This is a genomic window from Nonomuraea terrae (assembly GCF_044465245.1).
Lineage (GTDB): Bacteria > Actinomycetota > Actinomycetes > Streptosporangiales > Streptosporangiaceae > Nonomuraea > Nonomuraea terrae.
The window spans coordinates 405,278-419,141 of sequence record NZ_JBITLL010000005.1 but is presented as its reverse complement, the minus strand read 5'-3'; the positions used below and the strand labels follow the sequence as shown (position 1 = coordinate 419,141).

General features: G+C 71.7%; 13 protein-coding genes. 5 read left to right on the top strand and 8 right to left on the bottom strand.

From position 1 onward, the window contains the following. The first annotated feature begins 44 nt into the window (after nt 1-44). The 3 genes from ACIBP6_RS25745 to ACIBP6_RS25735 all read left to right on the top strand — a co-directional run bounded on the left by ACIBP6_RS25745 (nt 45) and on the right by ACIBP6_RS25735 (nt 3,691). Nucleotides 45-1,547, top strand: coding sequence for a phytoene desaturase family protein (locus ACIBP6_RS25745; RefSeq protein ID WP_397056049.1), 1,503 nt, complete (start codon nt 45-47; stop codon nt 1,545-1,547). Between the two features lie 105 nt (nt 1,548-1,652). Further along, nucleotides 1,653-2,354 carry a response regulator transcription factor gene (locus ACIBP6_RS25740; RefSeq protein WP_397056047.1) on the top strand — a complete coding sequence of 234 codons (702 nt, stop codon included), beginning with the start codon at nt 1,653-1,655 and terminating at the stop codon, nt 2,352-2,354. After that, entirely contained in the window at nt 2,351-3,691 is a 1,341-nt protein-coding gene (locus tag ACIBP6_RS25735; protein ID WP_397056045.1) for a sensor histidine kinase, read from the top strand. The genes ACIBP6_RS25740 and ACIBP6_RS25735 overlap by 4 nt, the downstream gene beginning before the upstream one ends. A gap of 19 nt (nt 3,692-3,710) precedes the next feature. Here ACIBP6_RS25735 and ACIBP6_RS25730 read toward each other — a convergent pair whose 3' ends face one another. The 4 genes from ACIBP6_RS25730 to ACIBP6_RS25715 form a co-directional block, all read right to left on the bottom strand. Continuing rightward, a complete protein-coding gene (locus ACIBP6_RS25730) occupies nt 3,711-3,974 on the bottom strand; it encodes a hypothetical protein (RefSeq protein ID WP_397056043.1) in 264 nt (87 codons plus the stop codon). 72 nt (nt 3,975-4,046) lie between these two features. Beyond that, complete coding sequence (locus tag ACIBP6_RS25725; protein ID WP_397056041.1) at nt 4,047-4,898, bottom strand: helix-turn-helix domain-containing protein; 852 nt, start codon at nt 4,896-4,898, stop codon at nt 4,047-4,049. Between the two features lie 89 nt (nt 4,899-4,987). Then, the gene (locus tag ACIBP6_RS25720; RefSeq protein ID WP_132618892.1) at nt 4,988-5,215 is read right to left on the bottom strand and encodes a hypothetical protein; all 228 of its coding nucleotides are present in this window, start codon (nt 5,213-5,215) and stop codon (nt 4,988-4,990) included. Nucleotides 5,216-5,316: 101 nt separating this feature from the next. Next, nucleotides 5,317-6,330 carry a phosphotransferase family protein gene (locus ACIBP6_RS25715; protein ID WP_397056039.1) on the bottom strand — a complete coding sequence of 338 codons (1,014 nt, stop codon included), beginning with the start codon at nt 6,328-6,330 and terminating at the stop codon, nt 5,317-5,319. A 93-nt stretch (nt 6,331-6,423) separates the two neighbouring features. Here ACIBP6_RS25715 and ACIBP6_RS25710 point away from each other — a divergent pair, with 93 nt between their 5' ends. Further along, nucleotides 6,424-7,296, top strand: coding sequence for an ROK family protein (locus ACIBP6_RS25710; RefSeq protein ID WP_397056037.1), 873 nt, complete (start codon nt 6,424-6,426; stop codon nt 7,294-7,296). Here the strand turns inward: ACIBP6_RS25710 and ACIBP6_RS25705 are convergent. From ACIBP6_RS25705 to ACIBP6_RS25695, 3 genes are all read right to left on the bottom strand, one after another. Further along, entirely contained in the window at nt 7,282-8,067 is a 786-nt protein-coding gene (locus tag ACIBP6_RS25705) for an enoyl-CoA hydratase-related protein (RefSeq protein ID WP_397056035.1), read from the bottom strand. The genes ACIBP6_RS25710 and ACIBP6_RS25705 overlap by 15 nt on opposite strands. 42 nt (nt 8,068-8,109) lie before the next feature. Further along, nucleotides 8,110-10,410 carry a serine/threonine protein kinase gene (locus ACIBP6_RS25700; RefSeq protein WP_397056033.1) on the bottom strand — a complete coding sequence of 767 codons (2,301 nt, stop codon included), beginning with the start codon at nt 10,408-10,410 and terminating at the stop codon, nt 8,110-8,112. 177 nt (nt 10,411-10,587) lie between these two features. Next, the gene (locus tag ACIBP6_RS25695) at nt 10,588-11,949 is read right to left on the bottom strand and encodes an FAD-binding oxidoreductase (RefSeq protein ID WP_397056031.1); all 1,362 of its coding nucleotides are present in this window, start codon (nt 11,947-11,949) and stop codon (nt 10,588-10,590) included. 52 nt (nt 11,950-12,001) lie between these two features. On the opposite strand from ACIBP6_RS25695, the gene ACIBP6_RS25690 reads away from it, so the two are divergent. Next, complete coding sequence (locus ACIBP6_RS25690) at nt 12,002-12,574, top strand: hypothetical protein (RefSeq protein WP_397056029.1); 573 nt, start codon at nt 12,002-12,004, stop codon at nt 12,572-12,574. Between the two features lie 10 nt (nt 12,575-12,584). On the opposite strand, the gene ACIBP6_RS25685 is transcribed toward ACIBP6_RS25690, so the two are convergent. Beyond that, nucleotides 12,585-13,832 (bottom strand): aminotransferase class I/II-fold pyridoxal phosphate-dependent enzyme, encoded by a 1,248-nt coding sequence (locus ACIBP6_RS25685; RefSeq protein WP_397057078.1) that lies wholly within the window; start codon nt 13,830-13,832, stop codon nt 12,585-12,587. Nucleotides 13,833-13,864 lie beyond the last annotated feature (32 nt).

Here is a 13,864-nt window from a genome sequence, read left to right as displayed (position 1 = left end):
GTGGGCGTTGACGTGAGCTATGGGATGAGTCGTAAGGTGCCGGAATGACGTATGACGTGGTCGTGGCCGGAGGCGGGCACAACGGGCTGGTGGCGGCCGCCTATCTGGCCCGCGCGGGGCGGCGGGTACTCGTCCTGGAGCGGTACGACCACGTGGGCGGCCTGGCGATCTCGGCGCGGCCGTTCCCCGGGGTGGACGTGCGCCTGTCGCGCTATTCGTACCTCGTCAGCCTGCTGCCCGACACGATCGTCCGCGACCTGGGCCTCGACCTGGAGTTGCGCCGTCGCCGCTACGCCTCCTACACCCCGAAGGGCGACACCGGCCTGCTCGTCGACAACGAGGACGAGCTGCGTACGGCGGCGTCGTTCCGCAGCGTCACGGGCGGCGAGGCCGACCTGGAGGCGTGGCGGCGCTTCTACGGCATGGCGGCCCGCGTCGCCGAGGCCCTCGCCCCCACCCTGCTCGAACCCCTGCGCCCCCAGATCGAGATCGAGCGCCTGGTCGGGCCGCAGGCGTGGCGTGACCTGTTCGCCCAGCCGATCGGCGAGACGGTCGAGCAGTACTTCGCCGACGACACCGTGCGCGGCGTGGTGCTCACCGACGCGCTGATCGGCACGTTCGCCGACCCGGCCACCGACCTGTCGGCCAACCGCTGCTTCCTCTACCACGTGATCGGGAACGGCACCGGCGAGTGGAACGTCCCGGTCGGCGGCATGGGCGCGGTCTCGGGTGCGCTGGAGGCGGCCGCCAGGCAGGCGGGCGCGGAGATCAGGACCGGCGCGGAGATCGTCGGCATCTCGCCGTCCGGTGAGGTGACGTTCAGGGCCGGCGACGGCGAGCACACCGTGAACGGCCGGCACGTGCTGGTCAACCTGCCGCCCGCCGTGCTCGACCGGGTGATGGGCCGGCCGCCGGAGGTGCCCGAGGGCGCGCAGCTCAAGGTCAACATGGTGCTCGCCCGGCTGCCCCGGTTGAAGGACCCGTCGGTCGATCCCCGGGCGGCCTTCAGCGGGACGTTCCACATCAACGAGGGACGCGACCAGCTCGCCGCCGCGTACGCGCAGGCGGCGCGCGGGGAGATCCCGGAGCTGCCCCCGGCCGAGGTCTACTGCCATTCCCTGACCGATGCGTCCATTCTCGGCCCTGAGCTGCGGGGGAGGGCGGAGACGATGACGCTGTTCGGCCTCCACCTGCCAGCCAGACTTTTCCGGAAAAATCCCGATAAAGCGCGAGAAATAGCGCTTGATGCCACATTCGCCTCCATCAACGCCGTCCTCGCCGAGCCCCTTCAGGAATGCCTGCTCACCGCCCCGGACGGCACTCCATGCGTCGAGGTCAAAACCCCCGTCGACCTGGAGAAGGACGCCGGCCTCCCGGGCGGCCACATCTTCCACACCGACCTCAGCTGGCCGTACGCGGAAAAAGGCGGATGGGGCGTGGAGACCGAACACGAACGCATCCTGCTGTGCGGCGCGGGTGCCCGCAGGGGCGGCGGCGTCAGCGGCATCGGCGGCCACAACGCCGCCATGGCCCTGCTGACCTCCTGAGGCGAGGGCGTCAGGGCTCACCGCGCCGCCGGAAGCGTGGTGATTTCCGGCACCGTGGCATGGGCCGTTCATCACCTTCTCATGATGAGGTTTTACCGTTGGGGCATGAGTGAGCCCGCACGATTGCTGGTGGTGGACGACGAGCCCGCGTTGCGTGAGGCGCTGCAGTCGAGCCTGGAGTTCGAGGGCTACAAGGTCGTCACGGCCGACGACGGGCTGCAGGCCCTGGAGACGCTGGCCGCCGACACCTACGACGCGGTGCTGCTCGACGTCATGATGCCGCGCCTCGACGGGCTCACCGCGTGCCGGCGGCTGCGGGCCGGGGGCAACCCCGTCCCCGTCCTCATGCTCACGGCGCGCGACGCGGTCGGCGACCGGGTTTCGGGGCTGGACGCGGGCGCCGACGACTACCTCGTCAAGCCGTTCGAGCTCGACGAGCTGCTCGCTCGGGTGCGGGCCCTGCTGCGGCGCGGCCGGCTGAGCGGCGGCGGGGCCCCCGAGGGCGACATCCTGTCGTACGGCGACCTGCGCATGGACCAGGCGACCCGGGAGGTCAGCCGCGGTGAGCGCAGGCTCGACCTGACGCGGACCGAGTACCTGCTGATGGAGCTGTTCCTGTCCCATCCGCGCCAGGTGCTGACCAGAGACCAGATCCTCAGCGAGGTGTGGGGCTTCGACTTCGAGCCGACGTCCAACTCGCTCGACGTCTACGTGATGTACCTGCGGCGCAAGACCGAGGCCGGAGGAGAGCCCCGGGTGATCCACACCGTGCGCGGGGTGGGCTACGTGCTGAGAGACGTACCGTGAGGCGTGCCAGGATACGGGGCAGCCTGCGCACCCGCCTGACGCTGCTGGTCACGGCGGCGGTGGCGCTCGCCGTCGCGGTCTGCGCCGTGTTCTCCTGGTTCATGGTCGAGACGCTGGTCATCCGGCAGCTCGACCACACCATCGAGGAGTCGGAGGAGCAGGGCGACAAGGACTACCTCGTGCACGAGTGCACGCCCGACGGGACGCAGGGCATGTTCGACGGCATGGCGACGCTGCTGCGCGCCGACGGCTCCACCTGCTCGATCGGCCCGCCGATCGTGCCGACGGAAGACGACGAGGCGGCCGTCCCCGGGCAGCACGAGACGATCTACCGGTACGGCGTGACAAGAGACGGCAAGCGGGTGCGCGTGGTGACCCAGAACTTCGCGCCCGGCGTGGCCGTCATGGAGGCGCGTTCCGTCTACCACATCCAGCAGACCCTGCAGCTCACCGCCATGGGGCTCGCCGGCATCACGGCGATGGGCGTGTTCGGGGCGGCGTGGGCGGGCCTGGCCATCTCGCGGGCCGCCCTGCGTCCCGTGGGCGAGCTGACGAAGGCCGTCGAGCACATCGCGCAGACCGAAGACCTCCACACCCGCATCCCGGTCACCGGCACCGACGAGATTGCCCGGCTGTCGTCGTCGTTCAACGCCATGACCAGCGCCCTGGCCGGCTCGCGTGAACGCCAGAAACAGCTCGTCGCCGACGCCGGCCACGAGCTGCGCACGCCGCTCACGACCCTGCGCACCAACATCGACCTGCTCCTGCGCAGCGAGCAGACCGGCCGCAGCCTCGACCCGGCCGCGAAGGAACGGCTGCTGATCAACGTGAAGGCGCAGTTCGCCGAGCTGTCGACGCTGGTCGCCGACCTGCTCCAGCTCGCCAGGGGCGACACCGACCACGAGCCGCACGTCGAGCTGGGCCTCCACGAGGTGGTCACGATCGCCGCCGAGCGGGCCCGGCTGCGCGGCGCGGAGGTCTCCACCGACCTGCGCCCCTGGTACGTCGTCGGCAGCGCCACCTCGCTCGAACGTGCCGTGCTCAACCTCATCGACAACGCCGCCAAGTTCAGCCCCGGCGGCCAGGTCGAGGTGCGGCTGCGGGACGGCCGGCTGACCGTGCGCGACCACGGCCCCGGGCTCGACGAGGCGGAGCTGCCGCACGTCTTCGAGCGGTTCTGGCGTTCGCCGTCGGCGCGCAGCCTGCCCGGCTCGGGGCTGGGCCTGGCGATCGTGGCCCAGGCCGTCACGGAGGCGGGCGGCACCGTGCGCCTGGAGAACGCGCCGGACGGCGGGGCGATCGCGACCATGGACCTGCCGGGCAGGCCGGTGCGCTGACGCCCCGGGTGGGCCGAGGTTACGCCGGGAGAGCGGCGAGCAGGAAGGCGAGGCGGGCGGCGGCGGATTCGACGTCGTCGGTCGTGCCGAGGCGGTAGCCCCACGAGGTGATGAAGGCGCCTTCGTCGGAGCAGGTCACCGTCTCCACGAGGGTGGCCGAGAAACGGTTGCGGACCGACACGTACGCCGGGTCGCTCGCCAGGGCGATGCTCTGGACCGACAGGTCGGCATGCCGGCCCGCGTGCCACGCGAACCGCTCGAGGCTGAGCGCGGTATCAAGCATCAAGCGTCACCTCCGCATCGTCTCGCGACAGAATTGCACGATCTTGCGTGGGGTGGCAAGCAATTGCTGCGGTTAATGTGAGGTTTGTTTCCTATATTCAGCCAGAATGCCTATGATGACCTCTCGTCCCGATTCGTCAAACTTTGCGGCTTTTGCGTAATCGTCGAACGCCCTGAGGTAGAAGGCGATGTCGTCGGGATCGCGGAGGTTCAGGTCTTTCGTCATGGTGGCGACGCCGACCATCGACTCGTCGTAGATCCAGAAGCCGTTGATCGGGTTGGCCGGCAGCTCGGTGCCGAAGGGGATGACGCCGAACTCGACGTTCGGCAGCGTGCTGACGGCGAACAGCCGGTCGAGCTGGCCGCGCATCACCTCCGGCGGGGCCAGGCAGGTGCGCAGCGCGGCCTCGGTCACCACGAACCGGAACGTCCGCGTGCGGTCGTAGAGGATCTCCTGGCGCTGCATGCGCACGCGTACGGCGGTGTCGATCTGGTCGGGGGCGCTGTAGAGGCGCTTGACCTTACGGAAGACGTGACGGGCGTACTCGGAGGTCTGCAGCAGGCCCGCGATGATGCCCGGCTCGAAGACCCGGAAGGCCGTCGTGCGGGCCTCGAGATCGCGGATGTCCTCCTGGATCGCGGCCAGCCCGCTGCGGTGGCGCTGCTTCCAGTCGTCGTGCCGGTTGAGCAGGGCGATGGACTGCCTGATCAGCTCGTCGGTGGTGGCGGAGGAGGCGCCCACGGCCTGCGCCCAGGCGACCACGTCGTCCTCGGTGGCCGTCTGCCGGGCGTTCTCCAGGCGTGAGACTTTGGACGGCTGCCAGCTCAGCCGCTCGGCCAGCTCCTTGCCGGACAGGCGGGCGGACTCGCGCAGCCGGCGCAACTGACCGCCGAGCTCGATGCGCGCCTGCTGAAACGACGTCACGCCGCAAGAGGCTAGTCCCGTGGCCGCCGATCATGCCACCATCCGTGACAATCGTGATCAAGCGGTAGCCATGGGTGTTCCGCCGCAGGTCAGGTCGTGGTCGTTCCGGCGTCGGGCAGGACCCGGCGGGCGATCTCGGTGATGAGCTCCCGGGGCACCTCCACCGCGGTCTCGCCGTCGAGCACGTCGCGCAGGTCCGCGAGCGCCTCGGCGTCGGTGACCTGCATGCCCTGCACGACGATGGTGCCGCGGTCGGTCTCGTACAGGGTGGGGCAGGCGCCCGCCTCCGAGAGAGAGCCGAGGAACCGCATGCGCATGTCGATCCTTCCCGTGAACGGCTGCAATTGCGCGCAATCCTATGTCTCGGGGGCTCGTTTGCGATCGTTTACCTCGAAATCGTGATATGTCGTGATTTATCTCAATCCAACGCGCCCCCCATGAACTCCTGCGCCCGCTCGAACAACCCCAGGGTCGTCGCGTGCAGCAGGTCGCCGATGTCCTTGGGCGCCTTTCCGGCGAACGCGCGGGCGTGCGTGCCCTCCAGCACGATGCCCAGCTTGAAGCAGGCCATGACCGCGTACCAGTCGATGGACGACAGGTCGCGATCCGACAGCGCCGCGTAGTACGCGACGAGCTCCTTCGGCTGCGGCAGCCCCGGCACGTGGTTGTCGCCGGGCTGCCACATGGCCACCATCCAGCCGAGGTCGACCAGCGGGTCGCCGATCGTGCACATCTCCCAGTCCACGATCGCGGCCACGCGCGGCCCGTCCCAGGCGAACATCAGGTTGGCGAAGTGGTAGTCACCGTGCATGACGCCCGGCGTGAACGTCCTGGGCAGGTGGCGGGTCAGCCAGTCGGCAGTCTCGCGCAGCCCCGGGATGTCGGGCCCGGGGTAGCCGTCGAGCTCCCCGTACGAGTCGAGCTCCTTCAGCCAGCGCGGCACCTGCCGCTCCAGGAAGCCCTCCGGCCGGCCGAACCCCGGCAGCACCGCCGGATCGACCCGCCCCAGCTCGGCCAGCGCCGCCGCGGCCTCCAGCCCCATCCGGTGCCTGATCGCCGGGTCGGAGGCGTGCGGCTCGGGCAGCCCCGTCGAGGGGTTGAACCCGTCCACCGGCTCCATCAGGTAGAAGACCGGCTCCTCGGCGGTCTGCGCGGCCACCAGCCGGGGCGCGGCGACGGGCGTGTCGCGCAGCGCCGCCAGCACCCGCGCCTCACGGCGCAGCACCTCGTTGCTCTTCGCGCGGGCGTGCTGGGGAGGGCGGCGCAGCACGTACGGGCGGCCGCCGCGCTCGAAGCGCACCATGACGTTCTGCGTTCCGCCCCGGACCGGTGTGGCGTTCGTGATCGGGCCGCCCGGCAACCCCTGGGCGTCCATCCACGCGCCGAGCGCGTCGAAGTCGACGGCGCCGACGTCGATGTGGGTGACGGACATGAACCGCCCTTCGACCGAAGGATATTCTAGTCGCCGACCCTACGAGAGCCCCGCGCACAAGGTCAACCCGGATCGCGTGAGAGAGGACATCGGATGGACTGCGTGGCCGCGGTGGACGTCGGCGGCACCACGATGAAGGGCGGCCTGGTCGCCGCGGACGGGACGCTGCTGCGGGTCGAGCGGCGGCCGACCCCCCGCGCCGAGGGGCCGGAGCGGGTGGTCGCCGCGATCTCCCAGTTCGTCGCCGACCTCGCCCGGCCGGGCGAGGGGGAGCGTCCGGTCGCCGTCGGGCTGGCCGTTCCCGGCCTGGTCACGCCCACGCACGCGATCTTCGCGGCCGCGTTCGGGTGGCGGGACGTGCCCGCCGCGGCGTTCGCGGACGTGGACCTGCCGGTGGCGCTCGGCCACGACGTCCGCTCGGCGGGGGAGGCGGAGCTCGCCTGCGGGGACGGCGGCGGCGACGTGCTCTTCCTGCCCATCGGCACGGGCATCGCGGGCGCGATGGTGCTGTCGGGCTCGCCGTACGGGGGCGCGAACGGGTGGGCCGGGCAGATCGGGCACATCCCCGTGCGTCCGGACGGTCTCGCCTGCGGGTGCGGCCAGCGGGGCTGCCTGGCGGCGTACGCGTCCGGCGGGGCGGTGGCGGCCCGCGTCGGCGTCCCCGGGGCCGCCGAGGTGGTCCGGCTGGTCGCCGAAGGGGACGCCGAGGCCGTGCGCGTGTGGGCGGAGGCGGTCGAGGCGCTCGCCCTGGCGCTGGCGACGTACACGCTGGTGGCCGACCCCGCGGCGATCGTGGTCGGGGGCGGGGTGTCACAGGCGGGCGACGCCCTGATCGTCCCGCTGCGCGAGCGCCTGGCCCACCGCCTGGGCTTCAGGAAGGCCCCGGAGGTACGGGCGTCGTCCCTCGGCCCGCTCGCCGGCCTGATCGGCGCTGGGCTGCTCGCCTGGAGGTCACTCGACCGGTGACACCGGCGGCACCCACGTGGGGGAGCGCTTCTCCATGAACGCCGCGATGCCCTCCTGCCCCTCCTCCGAGGTGAACCGCTCGGCCGACAGCTCGGTCATCCGACGCAGCCCCTCACCGAACGACAGCTGCGGAACCTCCCTGACCAGGCGCTTGGTGATGGCCAGCGCCTCGGGGCCGCCCTTCGTCAGCATCTCGGCGTAGCGGGCGACGGTCGCGTCCAGCTCCTCCTCCGGCACCGCCCGCGACAGCAGCCCGATCTCGGCCGCCCGGGCCGCGTCGAACACCTCGCCGGTCAGGAAGTAGTCGGCCGCCGCGCGGGCGCCGACGCGCCGCAGCACCGGCACGGAGATCATCGCGGGCACGACGCCGAGGCGTACCTCGGTGAAGGCGAACGACGCCGTCAGCGGCGCGATCGCGAAGTCGCACGCCGCCACCAGGCCCAGGCCGCCCGCCCTGGCGGTGCCGTTGAGCCGGCAGATCACCGGCTTCGGGCTCTCCCAGAGCGTCCGCAGGATCTCCGGCAGCGAGGCGGTGACCGGCGCGTCCGGCCGGCCGTCCCCGGCGCGCTGCTCCTTGATGTCGGCCCCGGAGCAGAACACCTTGCCCGTCGCCGTCAGCACGACCACCCGGGCCTCCGGCTCGGCCAGCGCCCAGGCGAGCCGGTCGGCCAGGTCGGCGAGCAGGCGTACGGACAGCGCGTTGCGGTTGGGCGGCGAGTCGAGCGTGATGGTCGCGACGCCCGCCGCCAGGTCCTTGTGTACGAGGCTCATGCGCAGCACGCTACCGGGTGCCGATCAGGCCGCCGGCGGACGTCAGCCGCAGTGGCTCCAGTCGGACTTCCAGTTCTTGGTGCCCCACGAACCGCCCCAGATCACGCACTTCTTCGCCGCGGGCAGACGCAGCGGGCCCGCGTACGAGGTGTAGACGCCCGGGTCGGTCGCGGTGGAGCCGCCCTTCACCTGGAGGACCGCGCTCATCTTGACCTTGCCGGGGTGCACCATGCGGGAGATCGTGATCACGCAGTTCCGGCCCGCACCCGTGTGGTACAGCAGGTAGATCGTGGCGTCCGCGCCCAGCGAGTGGGTGTCGATGACCTGGTAGCCGGCGCCGCACACGGTGGTCGGCTTGACCGTGTTGGGCTTCGGCGCGGGCGACGGCTTGACCGTGGTGGGCTTGGCGGTCGGCTTCGTGGTCGGCTTGTTCGTGGGCGACTTGGTGGGCGACGGAGCCGTCGTGGGGGCCTCGGACGGCGTCGACGGGTCGTGCGGGGGCTCGACGTTCGAGCGCTTCTTCCTGCTCTTCGTCGGAGACGGCGAGGGCTCCGAGCGGGGCGTGCCGACCGGCTGGCTGGGCACGTCCACCACCTCGGGCACGTTGGCGACCGGCTTCTTGGTCTTCTTCTCGCCCTGCCCCGACTCGATGTCGAGGGTGGGCACCTCGTCCGCCGTGGGGACCTCGGGGTCGGAGGTCTGACCGGCGGTCACCGGGGGCTCGCCCGGCTGTCCCGCGGCGCCCGAGCCGTCGCCGGAGGCCTCCCGGGAGGAGCTGCCCACGGCCACGACCGGGACCTCCTCCTTGCTGTTCGCCTGCACGACGACCGCGCCGGCGACCACGAGCAGGGCCGCGGCGGCGGCGCCGGTCAGCGCGAGGGTCAGCGTCCGCCGCTGCTTGGGCGGAACGCCGTCACCCGGCAGCGGACCCGAGGGACGCGCGCCGCCCTGCGGCGGCACACCACCGGGCCCACCCTGCTGAGGTCCACCCTGCTGAGGTCCGCCCGGCATACCGCCGGGCTGCGCTCCGAAGGGCACTGCGGGCTGGCCGCCCTGGGGGTGACCGCCGTGCGCCATGCCCGGCTGAGGATGACCGCCGTGCGGGCCGCCCTGGGGACCGCCGGGCTGGGCACCGCCCTGGACAGGCCCGCCGTGCGGGATGCCCGGCTGGCCGCCCTGAGGGTGACTGCCGTAGGGGGCGCCCGGGTGCGGGAAGCCGTGGTTCTGGGCTGCGGCTGCGGCGTGGTGGCCGTAGTCGCCGGTCTGCGGCGGGGCCGGAGGGACCGGGCCGGTCTGGAACGGGGAGAGGGGGCCGGTCTGGGACGGGGCCACCGGGCCGGTCTGGGACGGGCCGCCGGCGACGTGGATCGGGTTCGGCTGGGTCCACGGGCCCGGGTAGACGTCCCCGCCCGGGTGCCCCGGAGCCGGGAAAGCGTTCGGAGCGGGCGTGGACGGCGTGGATCCGGGCGGCGTGGATGCGGGCGGTGTGGCGTCCGGCCGGCCGGCGACGGGTTCGACGGCAGCCTTCGGCGCGGGCTGGCCGGTGAGGCGGACGATGAGCTCGTCGGCGGTCGGGCGCAGCGCCGGGTCCTTCGACAGGCAGGCGGCGACCAGCTCCGCCAGCACGCCCTCCATGCCGCCGAGCTGCGGCTCCTCGTTCAGGATCCGGTTCATCACGACGGGGATGGAGTCGGAGCCGAACGCGGGCTTGCCCGTCGCGGCGTACACCATCGTGACGCCCCACGCGAACACGTCGGCGCTCTCGGAGACCGCGGCCCCGCTGAGCTGCTCGGGCGCCAGGTACGACGGCGTCCCCATGGCCATCCCGGTGGCCGTCGCGCCCGGGGAGTCGAGCGCGCGGGCGATGCCGAAGTCGATCACGACCGGGCCCTCGGGGCCCATCAGCACATTGGCGGGCTTGAAGTCGCGGTGCAGGATCCCCGCCCGGTGGATGGCCGCGAGCGCGGTGGCCGTGCTGATCGCCAGCCGTTCCAGCGCCGCGCCCCGCCGCGGCCCCTCGTTGATGACGAGCTCACGCAGCGAAGGGCCCGGGACGTACTCGCTGACGATGTACGGGCGGCTGCCGTCGAGGTCGGCGTGGAGCACGGGCGCGGTGCAGAACCGGGCCACCCGCTGCGCCACGGCGACCTCGCGCAGGAAACGGGTCCTGGCGTCGGCGTCGGCCGCCAGGGCGTGGTGCAGGAGTTTGACCGCGACCTGCTCGCCCGAGTCGCTCTTGCCGAGGTAGACAACGCCCTGACCGCCCTCGCCGAGCCGGGCGACGATGTCGTACGCCCCCAGCCGCCGCGGGTCGTCCGCCGCCAACGGCTGGAACTGATTCACGTCGGACCCCCATCACAACCCCAATAGATGAGGCAAAACGCTACCAGCGGGACCCTTGTCAAGTCTGCCGCTCGTAACAGAACTTTCATGTTTTGACCAAAAAAGTCAGCGTTTCATCGCAGGTGGTGTGGCGAATCCGCAGGTAGGTCACGTCTTGGTCAACCCAAGATCATTAAGTCAGATGGCTTTACCGGGGTTCAGGATGCCGAGCGGATCGAAGACGGCTTTGATCCCGTTCTGCACCTCGGCCGCCACCGGTCCCGACTCCATGGCCAGCCAGCGCCGCTTCAGCAGGCCCACCCCGTGCTCGCCGGTGAGCGTGCCGCCGAGCCGCAGCGCGGTGGTGAACACCTCGTCCGCCGCGGCCCACACCTCCGCGGGCGGTTCGAGGGTGCCGTGGTCGAAGATGAAGACCGGGTGCAGGTTGCCGTCGCCGGCGTGGGCCGCCGTGGCGATCAGCACGCCGTGCCGCGCCGCCGCCTCCTCGATAGCGATGATCATCTCGGCGAGCTTGGACCGCGGCACGCACACGTCCTCGACCAGGCACGCGCCCATCCGCTCCTTGGCCCCGTACGCCAGCCGCCGGACCCCGATCAGCTCCTCGGCCTCCTCGGGGGTGGACGACACGGCCACGAACGAGGCGCCGTTGTCCAGGCAGATCTGCTGCATGCGCTCGGCCATGGCCTGGCCGTCGGCGGCGTCGGACTGGCCGATCAGCATGGCCTGCGTCGTGTCCTCCAGCCCGATGTTGCGCCAGTCGTCGATGGCCTTGAGCGTGGTGCGGTCGAGCAGCTCCATGAGCGACGGCTGGCAGCCGGCCGCCATGATCGCCGACACGGCCGCGCCGGCGTCCCGTGGCGAGCCGAACTCGGCGGCGAACGTCGCGGGCGGCACGGCCGGGGCGCGGCGCAGCCGCACCGTGGCGGAGGTGATCACGCCGAGCGTGCCCTCGGAGCCGACGAACAGACCCGTCAGGTCGTAGCCCGTGACGCCCTTCATGGTGCGCCGGCCGGTGTTCATGATCCGGCCGTCGGCCAGCACCACTTCGAGGCCGAGCGTGGAGTCCCTGGTCACGCCGTACTTGACGCACCGCAGCCCGCCGGCGTTGGTGGCCAGGTTCCCGCCGATCGTGGAGATCTCGTACGACGACGGGTCGGGCGCGTACATCAGGCCGTGCTCCCGGGCCGCCCGGTCGAGGTCGGCGGTGATGACGCCGGGCTCGACGACGGCGATCTCGTCGGCGGGGGAGAGCTCCTTGATCGCGGTCATCTTCGCCAGCGACAGGACGATCGCGCCGTCGCCGGCGACCGCCGCGCCCGCCAGGCCGGTGCCCGCGCCGCGCGGCACCACCGGCACCCGGTGCTCGGTGGCCCACTTCAGGGTGGTCACCACGTCGTCGCGGGAGGTGGCCAGCACCACGCCGAGCGGCTTGCCGGGCGCCACGAACGTGCGGTCACGGGCGTAGGAGTCGATCACATCGGGGTCGGTCACCACGCGCGCTTCGGACAAGGAGTTCACCAGGGAATCAATCGGTCTCACACAGTGAACTCTATGGTTTGCGCCGGACTTCCCTTACAGCCAAACTGCCCGGATGGATGTGAGGTGCCCGGTGTGTTCGGAGGCCGACCAGGTCATCGCCGTTCCGGGCGTGGTCGCCGCGGGGACGACGTACAAGATCGGACGGGTCCGCTTACCGGGCGCGCGCGAGATCGCCGACCTGCCGACCGCGGCGGCGCTGGGCGCGTCCCGGCACGTGATGAGCCGCACGCAGCTGGCGGTCTGGCTGTCGTTCCCCGCCCGCCACTACACGCCCTGGGTCAGGAACCAGGGATACGTGCTGCTCCTCGTCGCGGCCCTCGTGCACCTGGTCGTGTCGCTGGTGATCGCGATGGGCCAGGACCCGAAGTGGGGCGAGGTGCTGCTCGCCCCGTTCTGCCTGACGGGCCTGTTCTGGATGCTCGGGCTGCTGAACGTGCTCGGCGCGCGCGGCGCCCGCCGCAGGGACGCGGCCGAGCTCACGGCCAGGGAGAAGGCCCTGGCCGTGTGGGAACGGCTGCGCTACTGCCCGCGCGACAACGTGGCCTTCGAGCCGGGCCTCGACATCGCCTTCCATCCGAGCGAGACGCGCGAATACCTCTTCGGCTTCCGTCCCGGCTCCCGCTGACCCGAGGCGGTCAGCCGCGTTCCTCGGCCACCAGCCGCACGCACACAGCCAGCCCCTCGATCGCCTGCTCCAGCTCGTCCAGCCCGGGGTAGGTCGGCGCGATCCTGATCGTGCGGTCGTCGGGGTCCTTCCCGTACGGGTGCGTCGCGCCCGCGGGCGTCAGCGCGATGCCGGCCGCCTTCGCCCTGGCCACCACCTCGGCCGCGTGCGGCACCTCCAGGCTGACGAAGTAGCCGCCCTTCGGGCTCGTCCAGCTCGCCAGTCCGCCGAGCCGCTCGGTCAGCACCTTGTCGACCAGCTCGAACTTCGGGCCGATCAGCTCGGCGTGCCGGCGCATGTGGGCCGCCACGCCCTCCGCGTCGCGCAGGAACTCGACGTGACGGAGCTGGTTGATCTTGTCGGGGCCGATGGACTGCTTGGCGGTGTTGCGCAGGAACCACTCGACGTTCGCCGGCGAGGAGCCGAAGAACGACACCCCCGCGCCGGCCAGCGTCACCTTGGAGGTGGAGGCGTAGACGAACACCCGGTCGGGGTCACCGTGCTCGGCGCTGAGCGCCAGCACGTCGGCCAGCTCGGCCGGGGTGTCGGTCAGGTGGTGCACCGCGTACGCGTTGTCCCAGAAGATCCGGAAGTCGGGCGCCGCGGTCGGCATGGCGGCCAGCCGCCGGACCGTCTCGTCGCTGTAGACGACGCCGGTCGGGTTGCTGTACTTCGGCACGCACCACATGCCCTTGACGCTCGCGTCGGCGGCGACCAGGCGCTCGACGACGTCCATGTCGGGGCCTTCCGCGGTCATCGGGACCGCCACCATCGTGATCCCGAGCCGCTCGCAGATCGTGAAATGCCGGTCGTAACCGGGAACGGGGCACAGGAACGTGATCTCCGGCTCCTCGATCCACCGGCGCGCGGCGCCCGGCAGCGGGCTCAGCAGCGCGTGCACCACGGTGTCGTGCATGAGCGCGAGGCTCGCGTTGCCACCGACGACCAACTGGCCCGCGGGCACCTGCAGCAACGGCGCGAACAGCTCCCGCAGCTCCGGCAGGCCCTGCAGGTTGCCGTAGTTGCGGGCGTCGCTGCCGTCGGCCGCGCGGTAGGACGCCGGCAGCCGCAGCATGTCGTTGGAGAGGTCGAGCTGGCTCGGCGACGGCTTGCCCCTGGTGAGGTCGAGCGAGAGCCCACGCTGGACGAGGGCGGCGTAGTCACGCTGAGCGGTCACGATCATCTCCTCCGAGTCGGTCCGGCTTGCAGGATAGAAGATGTCGCGCCGTGGACCGGCGGACTTCCGCCATG

Excerpts from the sequence above, each read along its gene's own strand:
- ACIBP6_RS25690 (WP_397056029.1), top strand. The coding sequence starts at position 12,002 with ATGGATGTGAGGTGCCCGGTGTGTTCGGAGGCCGACCAGGTCATCGCC.
- ACIBP6_RS25745 (WP_397056049.1), top strand. The coding sequence starts at position 45 with ATGACGTATGACGTGGTCGTGGCCGGAGGCGGGCACAACGGGCTGGTG.
- ACIBP6_RS25705 (WP_397056035.1), bottom strand. The coding sequence starts at position 8,067 with ATGAGCCTCGTACACAAGGACCTGGCGGCGGGCGTCGCGACCATCACG.
- ACIBP6_RS25740 (WP_397056047.1), top strand. The coding sequence starts at position 1,653 with ATGAGTGAGCCCGCACGATTGCTGGTGGTGGACGACGAGCCCGCGTTG.
- ACIBP6_RS25720 (WP_132618892.1), bottom strand. The coding sequence starts at position 5,215 with ATGCGCATGCGGTTCCTCGGCTCTCTCTCGGAGGCGGGCGCCTGCCCC.
- ACIBP6_RS25715 (WP_397056039.1), bottom strand. The coding sequence starts at position 6,330 with ATGTCCGTCACCCACATCGACGTCGGCGCCGTCGACTTCGACGCGCTC.
- ACIBP6_RS25710 (WP_397056037.1), top strand. The coding sequence starts at position 6,424 with ATGGACTGCGTGGCCGCGGTGGACGTCGGCGGCACCACGATGAAGGGC.
- ACIBP6_RS25730 (WP_397056043.1), bottom strand. The coding sequence starts at position 3,974 with ATGCTTGATACCGCGCTCAGCCTCGAGCGGTTCGCGTGGCACGCGGGC.